We start from the raw sequence: 13,673 nt of genomic DNA, 5'->3' as shown, positions 1-13,673 counted from the left end.
TAAATCCTTAATGTTAAAATCGAGTGTGCTTTATGATTGTAGTCTAATTCGTCTAGGGTGCAAAGCTTACACATTTACAACTGTTTATCGCCAACTATATGCAGCTCTTAAATCACATCATTGGACGTTATCTTCTACATTATGCAATATGCCCCGATGTCTCTCCCTATTAGATGCGAAGGTGATTTATCACCACAAGGCCGAATAGCTCTTATTGCTTTTTCTCTTTTTATATCAGTGGTTTTCTTGCTCCCTGTCTTTGCCTCTGCTGAGGAGGAGGGTTCATCCATTGACTCTGTCCCTGCAAAATTCCGCTTCACCTACGACAATGCGAGTCTGCCAGCTGGTGAAAAAATGGGGTTTCTTGGAACCACCGCGCTTTATGACGTAAACGATTGGTTATCCTTTGGTCCATCCGCATATGGTGCCCTTGTAGGCCAGCGCGGTGGTTTTATAACCCTGGGCATGGCAACCGAACTTAGAAAGGAACTGTTTGATAATAATTTTGAAGTTAATGCAGGTATGTTTGTTGGCGCAGGAGGAGGGCGTGGAGGCTTCCAGTTGGCGGGAGGCGGTCTGATGCTGCGTTATCACTTAGGAGCGAAGCTGAAAACCTTCATGGGTGATTTTGGTGGCGGCATCAGTTATATCGATTTTCCAGACGGCGCAATTCATAGCAGCCAGCCCTATATCTCTTATGAGTTTCCCTTTACCACGCTGATTGCTTCCGGTCGACGCGATGTTCCTGATTGGGAAGGGGCGATGATCGGTCGTGGGAGTCTCTCAGAGCAGGAGTTTGCAACTGTTTTCCGTACATATCAAATACCTACAGGCGTATTGACAGATAGTGGTAGGGCTCAGTATAAAACCATTAACTTGATGGGCATTGAGTGGAATCGCTATCTGGATGATAATCTGTTTCTGAAAATCGAATCAGAAGGGGCCATGGGAGGCCAAAGTAATGGTTATATGCAGATACTGTTTGGCCTTGGCTACCGTTTTGAACTTATGGATGGTACCTGGTTCAAGCTCTCATCATCACTAGGTGTGGCCGGAGGCGGAGATGTAGCCACAGGCGGAGGACTCATCATTGATGCTGTCGCCTCCCTGCAGCAGAGATTGGGTGATAATCTGTTTGCTGAGATCTCTGCCGGTTATGTCAAAGTTCCTGAAACCTCCTTTAAAGCAGTCAGTTATGCAGGAAAGATTGGTTATCATTTCTATACGCCCAATGTCCGAAGTGAAAGCGTAGATCTCACCGACCTGATTGGTTTTGATGCCGCCCACTTCAGAATGCGGACAACGCATCAAACCTATTATAAAGCTGCTGCCAACTGGCGTAGCCATCACGCCAACCTGAATGTCGACCTTCTCGGCATTCAGATGGACTACTTCCTGCATGATAACTTCTATCTGACTGGGCAGGGGTTGGCTGCCTACAAAGGTCAGGCTGGCGCTTACATGACAGGCCTTGTCGGAGGCGGAGTCCATCTGCCTCTGTTTGGCTCGCCTCTCTTTATCGACGGGGAGCTGTTAGTTGGCGCAGCTGGTGGAGGCGGCCTGGCTGTTGGTGGTGGTTTTGTATGGCAAGGCAATGCTGGCCTTGGTTATCAATTCTCAGATGAGTTTAGCCTGATTGCTCAATATGGCTATATGGCAGCACCCAAAGGAAACTTCCGAGCCAAAGTTCTGAGCCTCTCTCTTGGTTACAATTTAACACTGTTTTCAAGGTAGAACTAAAGAGTATCTTTAATGATTTCGCCTCTATTATTCACTATTAACACCTTTTTGTTAAAGTCCTTTGAAGCATCCGGGTGATCTTCTGAGATAAACAGCGCCGTGCTCCATGCATCGGCCAGCATCGCGGAACGGGCAATGACTGTAGCGCTTTGCACCGAGTTTCCAGGCCATCCAGTTTTTGGATCAAGGATATGGTGATAACGTTTTCCTTCAAAGATATAGAAACGTTCGTAATCACCTGATGTTACCACTGCTACATCACCCTGCAGTTCCAGAGTTTTGATCACATCAGATTTGTTACGAGGGTGGCGGATGCCAATTCGCCATGGGCGATCTCCGTGGGAACCGATGAGGCGAATATCTCCACCGGCATTGATGATGGCGTTTGAAATATCGTGGCTGCGTAAGATCTCAATGCCACGATCGATGGCATAACCTTTGGCTATGGCGCCGAAGTCCAGTTGGCAATTATCATGCAAACGAACCCAACCCTGATCGCGCTTTTCAATGCAGAGCGGAGGGGGAGTGGCCTGTCTGATTGCCCGGGAAGAGGGGGGGGACGTTGGTGCTTCCGGTAGAGAAAAGCCCCAGAGCTGGTTGAGCTTGCCCAGTACGGGATCAAAGGCACCGTTACTCTCCCTTTTTATGGTCAGTGCAGCTGCAAGCAGAGTGCTGACCTCATCGGGCAACTGAACCGTTTCTCCAACGTCGCTGCGATTGAATCTTTTTACGCTGTTATCAACCTCTCCGTAGATAGTAAAAGCGTTTTCGATACGCTGCATCTCATTGGCTGCAGCTCTGATCGCAGCGGATGCAACGCTTTCATCTGCACCAGTAACGGTAAATTCCACCAGTGTCCCCATAATAAAGCGGCTATCGCGAATATCGGCAGATTCAGAGCAGGCGGCAAGAAGAAGAGCCAAAATGGGTATGCATAGGCGGTACATAGCGCCATTGTTATCTCAAAACAGGCGTAAGCAAGAGACAATAATTCTTCTGGGTTTGATATCCTGACTGAAATAACCGATATTTCCGCTCAGATATTTGGATGAGAGCTTTTCCTGATCCCTTTGTGAGGTAAATGATATGACAGTCACGCTAAGCCAGGCTGCAGCCGATAAGGTGCAAGGGCTACTGGATAAAGAGAATAATGATGAGCTGAATCTGCGCGTCTTTGTCTCCGGTGGCGGTTGCTCCGGTTTCCAGTACGGCTTTACATTTGATGACCAGATCAATGATAACGATACCATCGTTGAAAATCATGGTGTTAAACTGCTTGTTGATCAGTCCAGTCTTGATCTGCTTGATGGTGCCGAGATCGATTATCAGACCTCGATTCAGGGTGAATCCTTTGTCATCCGCAATCCCAATGCCGTATCCACATGCGGTTGCGGCAAATCCTTTACACCATCGGATTCCGGTGGTGGTTGCGCCAACGCCGGTTACTGATAAATTTTTATTTCGATAGAAGGCGGGGCTATTTGGCTCGGCTTTGGCATCCTGCGTCGCCCTAACTCCTCCCTCCATGGAGTCGTCCGTTTTTTGTTTATACCGCTATAAGGAGTAGGATTGATTGCATGAGCGCGCTTGAAATTAATGGCCTGACCAAAACCTACGCCAACGGTAAAACTGCCTTGAACAATGTGACACTGTCTGTGCCGCAGGGCAGCTTTTTTGCACTGCTCGGGCCAAATGGTGCAGGTAAAAGCACCCTGATCAATATGTTGGCCGATATCGTTCGCTCTACCTCCGGAGAGGTAAAACTCTTTGGTCGCAACCTGTTTATGGAGCGGGAAGAGTGCAAAAGGCGCATGGGTGTGGTGCCCCAGGAGATCGCTTTTGATCCCTTTTTCACACCCCGCGAAGTGCTACGTTTCACTTCAGGGCTATTTGGTTGTAAACCTGATGAGGCCTGGATTGATGAGCTTTTAGAGCGCCTGGAGCTGACCGAGCACCAGGCTAAGAATACCCGCCAGCTCTCTGGTGGCATGCGGCGCAGACTGTTGGTGGCTCAAGCACTCGTACATCGCCCTGAGCTTGTTATTCTTGATGAGCCGACTGCAGGTGTGGATGTGGAGCTGCGCAAGCGTCTATGGGCCTTTATGCGTGAGCTTAATGAGAAGGGCATCACCATACTGCTCACCACCCATTATCTCGATGAGGCGGAGGAGCTGTGTGATCATGTGGCAATTATTGATCAGGGTAATCTGCTGACGGCACGTCCAATGAAAGAGATGATGGCAGAGATCGCCTCCTCACATCTCTGGTTGAATTATGGCAGGGAAATAGCGCTGACGGCTGAAGATCAACAGGCTCTGGCTGGATTTGAGCCCAGAAGTCATGACGATGGCGTCTGTCTGAAACTCGGACAGCTGGAAGGGGGAAAAACAACCTTTCATAATGCCTATCAGGCGGCTGTAGATCGCTTTGGCCCACCCATTGATGCAGGTGTGCGCTCTGAAGACCTGGAAGATGTCTTCCTGCGCCTGACAGCTAAACAGAGTAAGGATCAAGCGCTATGATGCCTGTTAATCCGCGTGGTACCTGGACACTGTTTCAGCGTGAGATTCGCCGTTTTCTTAAAGTGAAAATGCAGACCATTTTCACCCCTGCACTGACAGCAATACTCTATCTGGTGATTTTTCGTTATGCGATGGGAGAGAGGGAAGTGCCGGGCATGCAGATCGATTATTTCACCTTTCTGGTACCCGGTCTTGCGATGATGGCGATGATGCAGAATGCCTTTGCCAACACCTCAAGCTCGATGATGATGGGTAAGGTGATGGGCATGCATATTTATCTGCTGATGGCACCACTCTCCTCTATTGAGATCGTTGCTGCCTTCCTCGCGGCTGCAGTGGTACGGGCTGTGGTTGTGGCTACAGTATTCCTTGCTGTGCTCTACCCCTTTGTTGATCTGCAGCTGCTGCATCCGGGCATCATTCTGCTCTATGGTGTTGCTGCCAGTATTATTATGGGTGGTCTGGGGCTGATTGGCGGCATGTGGGCCAAGGATTTTGATAATATCGCCATGATTACCAATTTTGTGATTATGCCTCTGACCTTTCTCTCCGGTGTTTTCTACTCGGTGAAGCAGCTGCCTGAGATTTGGCAGCAGTTTAATTATGCCAATCCATTCTTCTATCTTACTGATGGATTCCGTTATGGATTCCTTGGTATCGGCGATACCGATCCCTTTGCATCAATTTCTATTGTTATTGGCTCGGTAGTGGTTACGGTTCTGACCTGCTGGTATTTGTGGCAAACAGGCTGGAGAATGAAGGAGTAAACCTCAACAAAGCAATGGGTGTTGCTTTGTTGAGGTGCGCTAGTTAAAACAAAAACAAAGCAATGGGGTTGCTCTGTTTGGTGCAATAGTTCAATAAAAAAAAGTAACTATTCAGTATAGTTACAAAAAACATAAAATCGAACCACGAATGCACTCGAATTAACACGAATAAGAGATGCAGTTCTGGTTGAGTGTCTTTTCATTCGTGCTCATTTGTGTCTATTCGTGGTTAAGGTGGTTTATGGGATTCAGTTCAAAGAGTAAAGCTGCGCGAAAAACCTCTGCCTGGTTTCAGCGCCATTCTAAAGATCCGCATGTAAAGCAGGCCCAGAAAGAGGGGAAGCGTTCGCGTGCCGCATTCAAACTGACCGAAATCCTTGAGCAGAGCCAACTTGATATCAAAAGGGGATCGGTGGTGGTTGATCTCGGTTGTGCGCCGGGATCATGGAGTGTTGAGCTTGCCAAAAAGGTTGGCCCTGAAGGGTTGGTGATCGGCATTGACCTGCTGGAGCTCAGCCCGATTACCGGTGTAACACTGATTAAAGGTGATTTTGACTCACCTGCCGGTCAGGCTGCTCTGGAGCAGGCTCTGGGTGGCAGGAAGATTGATGCTGTGGTTTCCGATATGGCACCTGAGATGAGTGGCAATAAACTTGTCGATCAGATGCGTATGATCGGGCTTAATGAGATGACCCTGCACTTTGCTCGCCAGCATCTGCGTCCAGGTGGCGATATCCTGATGAAAACCTTTATGGGTGAAGGTTATGACGCCTTCAGACGTGAAATGGGCATCTCATTTAAGCGTATTAAAAATATCAAACCTGCAGCCAGCCGCAAAACCTCTCCTGAATTCTTCATTCTGGGACTCGATTTCAAGGCCGATAAATAGTTACCACAGAGAACACGAAGGGCACAGAGAAAAACTATAAAAAAGTGATGTTAATGCGGGCTTGTGCAAGACAAATCGTCTTGAGGTGAATCTTTAGTTCAAACCTTTTTTCGCCTGCTGCGGAAGAAGCTTTTCAGTAGCTCTCCACACGCATCAGCCATAACCCCTGATGTTACTTGAGGTTGATGGTTTAATCGTTTGTCAGACAGGACCTGATAGAGCGACGCGACAGCGCCTGTTTTAGGATCACTGGCTCCGTAAACAACGCGTCCAATACGGGCATGTACAATGGCTCCGGCACACATCAAACAGGGCTCCAGCGTCACATAAAGAGTGCTGTCGGCAAGACGATAGTTTCCATTCTGTCGACAGGCCTTACGAATCACACGCATTTCGGCATGGGCGGATGCATCATGCAGATCGATCGGAGCATTGTGGGAAACAACTTCACTACCATCAGCCAGCAGGAGCAGGGCACCAACGGGCACCTCTTCTATTTCAGCTGCAATTTCAGCCTGTTGCAGCGCTTTGCTCATGTAGTAATTGTCATCTTTCATCACGATTTCAACTTGGGATCAAAATAATCCCGCAACCCTTCACCGAGCAGATTATAACCCAGCACAGTGATCAGAATAGCCAGGCCGGGAAACATCGAGAGCCACCAGGCGATCTGAATATTGTCTTTACCCTCGGTCAGAATATTGCCCCATGAGGCATCCGGTGGCTGTACACCAAGCCCCAGAAAAGAGAGACCGGACTCAACCAGTACCGCACCAGCGATACCAAGAACTGCCGAGACAAGAACAGGACCCATGGCATTAGGCAGAAGATAACGCCACATCATACGGATTGAGGAGACACCAAGCCCTTGTGCAGCCATGACAAATTCGCGGTGACGCAGGGAGAGGAATTCAGCTCTAACCAGACGGGTTACACCCATCCATGAGGTTAAACCGATAACAATCATGATATTCCAGATCGAGGGCTCGAGAAAAGCGATCACGGCAAGGATCAGGAAGAAGGTAGGGAAGCAGAGCACCATATCGGTCAGTCGCATCATCACCGCATCAATGCGGCCACCACTGAAGCCGGCCACGGCACCGAGCACCAAGCCGATGACCAGTGAGATGCCGACGGCAACAAAACCAACAGCCAATGAAACGCGTGCGCCGTACAACATGCGGGAGAAGACATCACGGCCAAGGGTGTCTGTGCCGCACCAGTGCTCCCACGATGGTGGCAGCAAAATCACTTTAACATTGATCTCTGACGGGTCGTAGGGGGCAATCCAGGGTGCCAGAAGCGCCAGCAGTGTAACGCAGGCAACAATCAGGCCACCGACAAACATCAACGGGAAGGATCTGGCAAATGTGATCATCCTTGTCTCCCGTGGCGAATACGGGGATCGGCCCATGCGTAGGAGATATCAGCAATAAGATTACCCAGCAGGGTAAGCACTGCACCTATAACGGTAATGCCCATTACCAGCGGGTAATCGCGTGACATCACCGCCTCAAAGAAGAGCAAGCCCATGCCCGGCAGTGAAAAAAGCTGTTCAACAATCACCGAGCCACCAATCAATCCCGGAATGGAGAGGCCGAGCAGAGTGATGATCGGTAACATCGCATTCTTCAAGGCAAGGCGGTAGCGGATGCTCTGCTCAGGCACGCCCATAGCGCGGGCTGTTGTAATGTAATCAGAGCGAATTACCTCAAGCATGCCTGAGCGCATAAAGCGGCTCATGCCGGCAAGGCCGCCGATTGCAGAAACAAAAATCGGCAGTATCAGGTGACTGAGCAGATCGATCTGCTGCTGCCAGAAGCCCATCTGCTGCCAGTTATAATCATGCAGACCGGAAATTGGCAACCAACTCATATTCACGCCAAGGCCGATCATCAACAGCAGACCCAGCCAGAAAGAGGGGATGGCAAAACCGATAAAAACGAATACGGTCATGCACTTATCCAGCCATGAGTCGCGTTTAACCGCACTAATAATGCCGATGGGAATAGCGATAGCGATAATCAGCAGCATAGCGAGGATATTGATCCACAGGGTGACAGGGATGCGTTCTGATATTTTATCGATCACATCGCGGCCATCGGCGGAGAATGATTTACCGAAATCCAGCACAACAAGGCGATTCAGCCAGTTCAGGTATTGCTCATACAGTGGTTTATCCAGACCGTAATAGGCACGCAGGCGCTCGATATCCTGCGCTGAAACCTTGGGATTAAACTCCTGACCAACCACGACCGGTTCGCCCGGTGCAAGATGCATCATACCAAAAGAGATAATGGTGATGCCGAACAGCAGTGGAATCATGCCGGCAAGTCGTTTCAACAGGTATTGGGTCACGGGTGGACTATACTGAGCCGCATTAAAAAAAACAGGTCTCTTTGGTGTGAATTTTTTGACGTTATTGTGCTACCTGTCGCTGTACAGCTTGACATCAAAGCACAAGATTGTTTTTATCCACATTCTTAAATTGTAAAAGCGGGAAGGGGAATTTCTGTGAAGAGACATTTAATTGCAATGACATTGGCGGCTGCATTTGCTTTGACAGCACCACTCAGTTTATCAGGAACCAGTTCGCCGATGGGTTATCAGCAAGCAGTAGCAGCTGAGAGCTCCATAGATGGCATGAAACGTCTGAATCTTATTATTAAGAAGCTGCGTGATGCCATGGGCAGCATGAAAGACTTTGATGAACTGGAAAAGGCCGGGCTGAACAAGAAAGATGTGGATCGCATGCGCCAGGCAATGGAATCTAAAATCCGTCAGATGATGGAAGACGCCATCTACGCTATCCGTAGTCTGTAGGGGGGCGCTTTGAGTGGATTAACAGTATTAAAAAGAGCTCTACTGATCACACTGGCTGCAGGAATTGCCATGTTTTCAACAGAAGCAGTGGCTGGTGATGCCCGCAATGTGAATTTCGCTGCCTTTCAGAAGGTTGATCCGAATTTTGAATTTGATCCGATCGTGCTGGGTAAATTCAGTGATTTTATCGCGGTGATGGATGGCGCGCAGATTCTTATTCTCTCCCATACAGCCGACTCAATTAACAACGATGTCATCAATATTCAGCAGGATGTATTAAGGCAGGGTAAAGATGGTCTTGGCGACGTTGGCATCAACTGCCAACTCAGTTATCTGGATGAGAGCACACCGGAGAGCACGTCGTATGAGATAGGCGGCTTCTGTAAGATCCTTGATGTTGGTGATGGCCGTGAAAATAAGCTTCTGGCGATTATCCCCATGACAGGGCTTCCCGACACTGCACAGGGTGTTGATGCCTGGGTGATGCTTTATGAAGATGAAGCCAGCGGCACCGCATTTTACGCCAACGTAAGCGTTCACTAACCGTTTATTGGAAATCAGAACTGGCCGGGCTCTTTTGAGTCCGGCTCTTTTTTTATCCATCTGTTTATAGTTTCTGCATAGAATTACAGGAATTCTTTCCAGTTTCGCAAAAGTGGTTTATGTTTGGTAGGTTGGCTAAAGTCATTAACGTATCAAATCAATGTTCGGGGTTTTAAAAGGGATCTATGCATTTAAAGCAGCAACGGCAACTGATTCAGCTGGGTGTTATCTCTGAGGCTCAAATTACTGAGGCTGAGCAGCAGGCTAAATCCAATAGAAAGAAGGGGCTTCTGCTCTGCCTTCTGGAGTTGCCGGATATCGAGCCTGATGCACTTCTCTCAGCACTCTCCAAAATCTTTAAAACGCCCTATATCGATCTCACCAACATTAAAATCGATGACGAGCTGCTGGAGATCTGTCCGGAAAAACTCTGTCTGGATTACCATTTTGTGCCGTTAAGGCACAATGCTACTGATATCCATATCGCCACGGGAGATCCGCTGGATGTGAACATGCTTAACGCGCTCGGTTTTAAGCTGGGCAAACGAATTATTCCTCACTTTACCAGACCTGATCACATTCACCGTAAAATATCAGAGGTGTATCAGGATAGTGATAGCGCATTCGATGCGGCGATGGAAGATCTCGATGAGGAACACACCCTTACCCAGGAGATGGAATCCACAACTGAATCCGCCAACCTGGATGAACTCAAACGCGGCGCTGAAGATTCGCCCATCATCAAACTGGTTAACGGTGTCATTGTGCAGGCGATGAAAATTGGCAGTTCCGATATCCATATTGAACCGGGCGAACGTCAGAGCGTGGTACGCCTGCGTGTTGATGGGCGCCTGCGGCCCATGCTGAGGTTCCCGTCCAAGGCGCATGCGCTTGTTGTTTCCCGCATTAAGATCATGTCCAAGCTAGATATTGCCAACGCCAGAACACCTCAGGATGGTCGCTCCCGAATCAAATTATGGGGCAAGAGTTACGATATGCGTATCTCGACACTACCCGCTATGCATGGCGAAAAGGTGGTGATGCGAATTTTGGATAAGGGCGGTCTTGCCCTGAATCTTGATGTATTATGCTTTGAGGAACTTGCCTACAAACGCATTCGAGAGTGTATCGGCCAATCTACCGGTGCTGTGCTGGTCACAGGTCCGACAGGTAGTGGTAAAACCACAACGCTCTACTCATTTCTGCACCACATCAAAGATGAGGAGATGAACCTGATCACCATTGAAGACCCGGTTGAGTTTCAGATTGAGGGTATCAATCAGGTTCAGGTCAACCCCAAAGCAGGTATGACATTTGCCACTGTATTGCGCTCGATTCTGCGACAGGATCCAGATGTCGTGATGATTGGTGAGATTCGAGATGAGGAGACCGCTGAAATTGCACTGCATGCAGCACAGACCGGTCACCTGGTTCTCTCCACGCTGCATACCAATGATGCACCATCTACCATTACACGCCTGATCGATATGGGCATCGAACCGATGATGCTCTCCTCCTCACTTAATCTGGTAGTCGCCCAGCGGCTGGTTCGCCGCCTCTGCCCTAAATGCCGAAAACAGATAAAACCTACGCCTGAACTGATTGAGAGGCTGGATATTCCCGAAGATGTTGTGTTTTATGACAAGGTGGGCTGTAAATCGTGCATGGATATCGGTTATAAAGGACGACTGGGTATCCATGAGGTGCTCTATGTTAATGATCGCATGCGTAAACTTATCGCCAGAGGAGCAACGGATCGTGAACTGATGCACGTTGCCCGCGAGGAGGGGATGTTCACCATGTTTGAGGATGGACTCTCTAAAGTACTCTCTGGCCAGACCAGTATTCAAGAGGTGATGCGTGTTTGCCCGCATCCGGAAGATTATAAGGTAAGTGAACATCTGGATGAGAATCAGCAACTGATCTCATTTGGTGAGCTGCAGCGACGCAGAGATAAGGCGCAGCTTCAGGAGTTTACGGAAACTGACCAGCAGATTGTTCTGATCGTTGATGATTCCAGCAGTGTTCGCAATCTGGTGGAGTTTATTCTTGATGCCGATGGTTATAAGGTGATTCAGGCCGAGGATGGTCAGCAGGCGTGGGAGATGTTACAGCGCGTAAAACCAAGCCTTGTACTTACCGATTATGAGATGCCGAACATGACAGGGGTGGAACTGCTGCAACGTATGCGTGAACAGGAGCGCTTTAATGATGTGCCGATTATTATGCTGACAGCACGCAAGAGTGAAGAGGATGAAGTCTTCGGTCTTAAAGCGGGTGCAGATGACTACATTGGCAAACCGGTTGAACCTCTGAAACTACAGGCTCGGGTGAGAAAAACCCTGGCCCTGTATCAAAACTTCCGATCAAGGTTACATTGATGGCAACTGAAATGAATAAAAGTGACGCAGCAAAGGTGGCTAGTGAGCAGACAGATATGCTTCAGGTCGTTATTGCTGGCAGTGAGGTTCTGATTCGCTCATCCGAGATTCGCGAGGTGGTCAGACCACTACCCCTGACAAAGGTGCCGATGGGGCCTGATCACATTTTAGGGCTGGCTAATATCCATGGCCAGATCGTTTCTGTTATCGATGCGGGCAAAGTATCATCGCTACCGTCCATAAACAGTAGTGATAATAATAGTTCAAGGGCCCGCTTTCTTGTCCTGCGCCATCCGGTTATGCATGTCGGACTACGGGTAGATGAAGTCAAACGGCTACGGAAAGTTGACAACCAAATGTTAAATCGGAAAAAAAACGGTGACGATGCCGTATATGTGGTAGAGATCGATGGTTTTACATTCGATGTTCTCGACACCAGCAAGCTGTTTCACTGATCAGCCTGTCCATTGAACCATAAAGTATTGAACTGTTTTTAAATATCCTGCTAAAGTTGATTCGGTTGGGGAATTGCCGAAGTAGAGAGGGGAGCATCATGGAAGAGACTATTGAAAACAGCTCAGCAAAGCAGGTTTCGCTGATGCAGATGGCCAAACGCAACTCAGTGTTTTCGCTGTTACTTTTCGTTGCTCTTATCGCCATCATTTTCGTCGCTTTCCAGCGTGACCGGGATTCCATGTCCACTCTGGAAGATGTCTATCGCGACCAGTTTAATATTGAACATTTCAAAGCCACACTGTTTGATGTAATTTCACCACTGAATGATTTTGCCCTGACCTCTGATGAGAAAAACTTTCAGAAGCTCAAAGATGCCATCAAACATTACGAAACAACCTACGCAGTCATTAAAACCATCCCACATCTGACAGCAGAGAACCACAAGTCACTGGCCAAGGTGCATCAGCTGATGACCGAGGTGATGAATATCGCCAGTGATGTGGCCAACCAGAAGATTGCAGCCAACCAGACCGGCACAGTGACCATTCTTGCTCAAAATCTGGTGCTCGGTGCACAGGCTAAACTTGAATCGATAGTGCAGGGGCTTGAGGAGCAGCTCAATCGCAGTTCCGCCGAGCGTCAGGAGAAGGCGACCATGCAGCTCTATATTCTGCTCGCTTTCATCGTTTTCATTGTGCTCCTTCTGGAGTTTTTAAGCCGCAAGCTGGTCAATCATGCTCAGCAGCTCTCCAGAGCATCCTCAAGTGTGGCCACAGGTATCGGAGACATACTTGATGCCAATAAAGCTCAGGCCAGTGCCTCTGAACAACAGACACGTTTCATGGAAAAGGTAATCAAAGGGCTGGAGCTCATTGCTGACTCAGGAACAAATATCGCAACGACAGCAACCAGTGCAGAGAAGGCCGCATCTGTCTCTGCATCCCTTGCCAAGGGCGGTCTGATGGAGATGGAGGGGATACTCGCATCTGTCACGACTCTGAAAGAGGGGGCTCAAGATGAGAGTGGCACTGCTGGCCTGGTAAACAGTAAATCTGACCAGCTGATCAGAGTGCTTGAGCAGATCAGTGAGGTTTCAGATGAAGCTCAGCTGATGGCTGTTAATGCCTCTATCGAATCATCCGGATCATCCAGTTCGGTGGTTGATGAGATGGAGCGTATGGCAAATCAGATTCGCTTAAGCAGCGATGAAATTCGTGCCATTGTTCAGGAGTTGCGTGATGGTGTGATAGCTTCAGGCACGGATAACAGAGTCCAGAGTATTAATAATATTGAAGAACTTTCGCATCGCGTCACTGATCTGATGAGCAAGATTCACAACATGTCGGAGAAGGGCGGTCTCTCTTCTGGATTGGTCATTCAAGCCACGGCGCGTCAAAATGAGCGTAATCAGAAAATTATGCAGGCACTGAAACATATTTCGGAGCTATTGCAGATCTCTGGCAATAAACTCCATGCATCCAATGAAGCCTCTGTGCGATTAAGCGAAGCATCTGAAAGTCTGCAGAACATGTCGTAAAGGCATAAGGCCCTT

General features: G+C 48.6%; 14 protein-coding genes. 10 read left to right on the top strand and 4 right to left on the bottom strand.

All coding sequences use genetic code 11. The features are described from left to right. Positions 1-237: 237 nt before the first annotated feature. Positions 238-1,734: a hypothetical protein gene (locus tag F3F96_RS10135; RefSeq protein ID WP_206675322.1), complete on the top strand. Its 1,497-nt coding sequence runs from the start codon at positions 238-240 to the stop codon at positions 1,732-1,734. Between the two features lie 2 nt (positions 1,735-1,736). Here F3F96_RS10135 and F3F96_RS10130 read toward each other — a convergent pair whose 3' ends face one another. Continuing rightward, positions 1,737-2,663 carry an FAD:protein FMN transferase gene (locus F3F96_RS10130; RefSeq protein WP_241697785.1) on the bottom strand — a complete coding sequence of 309 codons (927 nt, stop codon included), beginning with the start codon at positions 2,661-2,663 and terminating at the stop codon, positions 1,737-1,739. A gap of 163 nt (positions 2,664-2,826) precedes the next feature. Between F3F96_RS10130 and erpA the strand changes: the two genes are divergently transcribed. The 4 genes from erpA to F3F96_RS10110 all read left to right on the top strand — a co-directional run bounded on the left by erpA (position 2,827) and on the right by F3F96_RS10110 (position 5,918). Beyond that, the gene (erpA, locus tag F3F96_RS10125; RefSeq protein WP_176963154.1) at positions 2,827-3,189 is read left to right on the top strand and encodes an iron-sulfur cluster insertion protein ErpA; all 363 of its coding nucleotides are present in this window, start codon (positions 2,827-2,829) and stop codon (positions 3,187-3,189) included. 128 nt (positions 3,190-3,317) lie between these two features. Continuing rightward, complete coding sequence (locus tag F3F96_RS10120; RefSeq protein ID WP_176963153.1) at positions 3,318-4,262, top strand: ABC transporter ATP-binding protein; 945 nt, start codon at positions 3,318-3,320, stop codon at positions 4,260-4,262. Continuing rightward, a complete protein-coding gene (locus tag F3F96_RS10115; protein ID WP_176963152.1) occupies positions 4,259-5,029 on the top strand; it encodes an ABC transporter permease in 771 nt (256 codons plus the stop codon). The genes F3F96_RS10120 and F3F96_RS10115 overlap by 4 nt, the downstream gene beginning before the upstream one ends. Positions 5,030-5,270: 241 nt before the next feature. Then, positions 5,271-5,918: an RlmE family RNA methyltransferase gene (locus tag F3F96_RS10110; protein WP_176963151.1), complete on the top strand. Its 648-nt coding sequence runs from the start codon at positions 5,271-5,273 to the stop codon at positions 5,916-5,918. 98 nt (positions 5,919-6,016) lie between these two features. Here the strand turns inward: F3F96_RS10110 and tadA are convergent, their stop codons facing one another. Genes tadA through F3F96_RS10095 form a run of 3 tightly spaced genes read right to left on the bottom strand, consistent with a single transcriptional unit; the run spans position 6,017 to position 8,276 of the window. Next, positions 6,017-6,475 carry a tRNA adenosine(34) deaminase TadA gene (gene tadA, locus F3F96_RS10105; RefSeq protein ID WP_176963150.1) on the bottom strand — a complete coding sequence of 153 codons (459 nt, stop codon included), beginning with the start codon at positions 6,473-6,475 and terminating at the stop codon, positions 6,017-6,019. Then, positions 6,475-7,296 carry an ABC transporter permease gene (locus tag F3F96_RS10100; RefSeq protein ID WP_241697784.1) on the bottom strand — a complete coding sequence of 274 codons (822 nt, stop codon included), beginning with the start codon at positions 7,294-7,296 and terminating at the stop codon, positions 6,475-6,477. The genes tadA and F3F96_RS10100 overlap by 1 nt, the downstream gene beginning before the upstream one ends. Continuing rightward, the gene (locus F3F96_RS10095) at positions 7,293-8,276 is read right to left on the bottom strand and encodes an ABC transporter permease subunit (protein ID WP_176963148.1); all 984 of its coding nucleotides are present in this window, start codon (positions 8,274-8,276) and stop codon (positions 7,293-7,295) included. Before F3F96_RS10095 ends, F3F96_RS10100 begins: the two co-directional genes overlap by 4 nt. 156 nt (positions 8,277-8,432) lie before the next feature. On the opposite strand from F3F96_RS10095, the gene F3F96_RS10090 reads away from it, so the two are divergent. The 5 genes from F3F96_RS10090 (at position 8,433) to F3F96_RS10070 (ending at position 13,658) form a co-directional block, all read left to right on the top strand. Next, positions 8,433-8,741, top strand: a complete 309-nt coding sequence (locus F3F96_RS10090; protein WP_370465536.1) for a hypothetical protein — start codon at positions 8,433-8,435, stop codon at positions 8,739-8,741. A 9-nt stretch (positions 8,742-8,750) separates the two neighbouring features. Further along, the gene (locus F3F96_RS10085; protein WP_206675321.1) at positions 8,751-9,284 is read left to right on the top strand and encodes a hypothetical protein; all 534 of its coding nucleotides are present in this window, start codon (positions 8,751-8,753) and stop codon (positions 9,282-9,284) included. Positions 9,285-9,469: 185 nt separating this feature from the next. After that, entirely contained in the window at positions 9,470-11,665 is a 2,196-nt protein-coding gene (locus F3F96_RS10080; RefSeq protein WP_176963147.1) for an ATPase, T2SS/T4P/T4SS family, read from the top strand. Beyond that, a complete protein-coding gene (locus F3F96_RS10075) occupies positions 11,665-12,120 on the top strand; it encodes a chemotaxis protein CheW (RefSeq protein ID WP_241697783.1) in 456 nt (151 codons plus the stop codon). The genes F3F96_RS10080 and F3F96_RS10075 overlap by 1 nt, the downstream gene beginning before the upstream one ends. A gap of 98 nt (positions 12,121-12,218) precedes the next feature. Next, a complete protein-coding gene (locus tag F3F96_RS10070) occupies positions 12,219-13,658 on the top strand; it encodes a methyl-accepting chemotaxis protein (protein ID WP_176963146.1) in 1,440 nt (479 codons plus the stop codon). Positions 13,659-13,673: the final 15 nt, after the last annotated feature.

It is taken from the genome of Mariprofundus sp. NF (assembly GCF_013387455.1).
Lineage (GTDB): Bacteria > Pseudomonadota > Zetaproteobacteria > Mariprofundales > Mariprofundaceae > Mariprofundus.
The sequence above is the reverse complement of the archived record's forward strand: the minus strand, read 5'-3'. Positions and strand labels throughout refer to the sequence as shown.

Coding starts and splice junctions, on each gene's coding strand:
- erpA (WP_176963154.1), top strand. CDS start 2,827: ATGACAGTCACGCTAAGCCAGGCTGCAGCCGATAAGGTGCAAGGGCTA.
- F3F96_RS10120 (WP_176963153.1), top strand. CDS start 3,318: ATGAGCGCGCTTGAAATTAATGGCCTGACCAAAACCTACGCCAACGGT.
- F3F96_RS10115 (WP_176963152.1), top strand. CDS start 4,259: ATGATGCCTGTTAATCCGCGTGGTACCTGGACACTGTTTCAGCGTGAG.
- F3F96_RS10110 (WP_176963151.1), top strand. CDS start 5,271: ATGGGATTCAGTTCAAAGAGTAAAGCTGCGCGAAAAACCTCTGCCTGG.
- tadA (WP_176963150.1), bottom strand. CDS start 6,475: ATGAAAGATGACAATTACTACATGAGCAAAGCGCTGCAACAGGCTGAA.
- F3F96_RS10100 (WP_241697784.1), bottom strand. CDS start 7,296: ATGATCACATTTGCCAGATCCTTCCCGTTGATGTTTGTCGGTGGCCTG.
- F3F96_RS10080 (WP_176963147.1), top strand. CDS start 9,470: ATGCATTTAAAGCAGCAACGGCAACTGATTCAGCTGGGTGTTATCTCT.
- F3F96_RS10075 (WP_241697783.1), top strand. CDS start 11,665: ATGGCAACTGAAATGAATAAAAGTGACGCAGCAAAGGTGGCTAGTGAG.
- F3F96_RS10070 (WP_176963146.1), top strand. CDS start 12,219: ATGGAAGAGACTATTGAAAACAGCTCAGCAAAGCAGGTTTCGCTGATG.